Here is a 2,217-nt window from a genome sequence, read left to right as displayed (position 1 = left end):
CACAAGCACTTCCTTGCCGGGCAGGAATTTCAGCGTCGCCGGGTTTGGCGTCGATTCGGTCTGGATGAACATGGCCGTCTCCGTGCCCGGTTGGGCATCTAGTTTGGAACAATTCTAAATAGGCTCAATTGGCTGGACATTCAAGCGAAACGCATCGCCGGAATGGCTGGCTGGCGGAATGTTTTTTGCGCGCCCCTGGGACGCGCCCGAAGGTGTGTTGAGATTCAGGTCAGGCCGGCATCACCTGAAAATCAGCACACCTCAGGCCAGGCTGTCTATTTCCTCGTCCGAAAGGTTCTGCGGCACGACAGTCACCGGGATCGGGAAGGCGGCACCCTTGCCGGCCACGGCGCCGACCAGCGGTCCCGGGCCTTCCTTGCCCGCACCGGCGGCCAGCACCAGGATGGCGATGTCCTGGTCTTCCTCGATCAATTTGTGAATCTCTTCCGTCGGCTTGCCTTCGCGGACCACCATCTCGGGCTCGATGCCGAGCTTCTGGCGCACCTTGTTGGCATAGCTGTCGAGTGCGGCGCGCGCCGTGGCGTTAGCTTCCTCGCGCATGATCTTCTCGACACCCAGCCAATGCTGGAAATCGTCCGGCACGATGACATAGAGCAGCACCAGCGTGCCGCTGGTGCTCTGCGCCCGTTTCGAGGCATAGGCGACGGCACGCTCGCATTCCGGCGTGTCGTCGATGATCGTCAGGAATTTCCTGCGATGGCCGGCTTCGCGGCTGAGGCGTTTGGAGACCATGTCTATCTACTCGGTGTCTTGCGGCGCAATCTGCCACTGCGGCGGACCGGCGGCAAGCCGCCGGCCTTGTGCCAGTGCACCCGATGTCGCGATCAGCCCTGCAGCAGGCCGATAATGTCGCGCACCGTCTTCATCGTCGCTTCGGCCAGCACGCCGGCGCGCTCGCCGCCGTCCTTGAGCACCGCGTCGACATAGGCGCGGTCATCCGAAATGCGGCGCATCTCGCTGGCGATCGGCGCCAGTTTTTCCACAGCAAGATCGGCCAAGGCCGGCTTGAACACGGAAAACTGCTGGCCGGCGAATTGCTTGAGCACATCCGCCTTCGACATCTCGGCGAGACCCGCATAGATGCCGACCAGGTTTTCTGCCTCGGGCCGGCCGGCCAGGCCATCCAGCTCGCTCGGCAACGCTTCCGGATCGGTCTTGGCCTTGCGGATCTTCTTCGAGATGTCATCGGCGTCGTCGGTCAGGTTGATGCGCGACAGATCAGACGGGTCCGATTTGGACATCTTCTTGGAGCCGTCGCGCAGCGACATGATGCGCGCCGCCGGCCCGCCGATGACCGGCTCGGTCAGCGGGAAATAGCCGTTCACGGTCTCTTCGCCGACCTGCATCTCGACGCCGACGCCGAGCGCTGCGATACGGTCGGAGAAGTCGTTGTTGAATTTCTGCGCGATGTCGCGGGTGAGCTCCAGATGTTGTTTCTGGTCCTCACCGACAGGGACGTGGGTGGCACGGTAGAGCAGGATGTCGGCAGCCATCAGCGAGGGATAGGCGAGCAGGCCGAGCGAGGCATTCTCGCGGTCCTTGCCGGCCTTGTCCTTGAACTGCGTCATGCGGTTCATCCAGCCGATGCGCGCCACGCAATTGAAGATCCAGGCAAGCTCGGCGTGCTGCATGACCCGTGACTGGTTGAAGACGATGTGCTTCTTCGGATCGATGCCGGAGGCCAGGAACGCCGCAGTGATCGACCGCGTCTGGTCGGCCAGGTCTTCATAAACGAGTTGGGCTGTCAGCGAATGCAGGTCGACGACGCAATAGATGCAATCGGAGGTGTCCTGCAGGGCAACGAATTTCTTGATGGCGCCGAGATAATTGCCGAGATGCAGATTGCCGGTCGGCTGGACACCGGAAAAGACGAGTGGCTTGAAGGCGGTCATGATTGTCCTCATGGCTTGTGGAGGGCCGTATAAGCGTGATTCCGAAAAGTTGCAGACTTTTCGGAGCCAATCACGCGGCTGGAAACCGCGCGCGGCGAAAGTCTTGCGACGGCGCGCTTATGGACGAAGACGGCGCTGCGATCAAGACGGCGCTGCGAGCGTGTCGGGCGCTACTCGTCCAGGTCGGTCTTTGCGATCGGTGGCGCCGACTTGCCAGATCCCCGCTTGACGTTGCGACGGATCATGCCGAAATCGGCGCCGCCGGTGGCAAACGCCGTGATGAAGTACAGCAGCGCCCCACCCG

The 2,217-nt window shown here is 62.1% G+C and carries 3 protein-coding genes; all 3 read right to left on the bottom strand.

Annotated features, from left to right (window positions below; all coding sequences use genetic code 11):
• A partial coding sequence (locus EN884_RS33850) for a NifU N-terminal domain-containing protein (RefSeq protein WP_206617719.1) occupies positions 1-72 on the bottom strand: 72 nt, incomplete at its 3' end.
• 189 nt (positions 73-261) lie between these two features.
• Entirely contained in the window at positions 262-753 is a 492-nt protein-coding gene (locus EN884_RS33845) for a universal stress protein (protein ID WP_013528063.1), read from the bottom strand.
• Positions 754-845: 92 nt separating this feature from the next.
• Entirely contained in the window at positions 846-1,913 is a 1,068-nt protein-coding gene (gene trpS / locus EN884_RS33840) for a tryptophan--tRNA ligase (RefSeq protein ID WP_013528062.1), read from the bottom strand.
• Positions 1,914-2,217 lie beyond the last annotated feature (304 nt).

Source organism: Mesorhizobium sp. M7A.F.Ca.AU.001.01.1.1, assembly GCF_004022735.1.
Taxonomy (GTDB): Bacteria; Pseudomonadota; Alphaproteobacteria; order Rhizobiales; family Rhizobiaceae; genus Mesorhizobium; species Mesorhizobium ciceri.
This window is presented reverse-complemented; position numbering and strand designations above follow the sequence as displayed.